Annotated in this window: 1 pseudogene; it reads left to right on the top strand. The window is 57.7% G+C overall.

The annotated features are described in order from the left end of the window. A pseudogene (locus EN906_RS37075) lies at nucleotides 1–402 on the top strand (glycosyl transferase); the annotation flags it as partial.

Raw genomic sequence — 402 nt, 5'->3', positions numbered from 1 at the left:
GGCCGTTTATCTCGACCGCAGCTATCCGCCGTTTCATGTCACGAGCAGCGGCTATATCTGGGATTCCGGTTTCTGGACATTCTTCAGGAACAGCTTCTACTTCAAATCCGTATGGAACACCTCAGTCTGGTGGTTCTACGGCTATCCGTTCATGGTGCTGATCGCGATCGGCTTCTGGCTGCCGCCCAGACCCGTCGAAGACCCCAAGCAACGCACTCTTTCGGCCATCCCTTATGTTTGGCTGGCTGCGGCCATCGTCATCTATCTGGCGGCAGCGCGCGAGATCACCAGCAATCCCTGGAATTACCACATCTTCCATGTGCCATTCGCGATGTTCTGCGGCCGCGGCGCGTTTCTCCTGGCAACGCTTGCATCGGGACCCGTTTTGTCCCCGGCGGTCGT

Origin of the sequence: Mesorhizobium sp. M7A.F.Ca.CA.004.06.1.1 (genome assembly GCF_003999135.1) — a bacterium.
Classification (GTDB): domain Bacteria; phylum Pseudomonadota; class Alphaproteobacteria; order Rhizobiales; family Rhizobiaceae; genus Mesorhizobium.
Note: the sequence above shows the minus strand (reverse complement) of the source record. Positions and strands in the feature narration are given on the sequence as shown.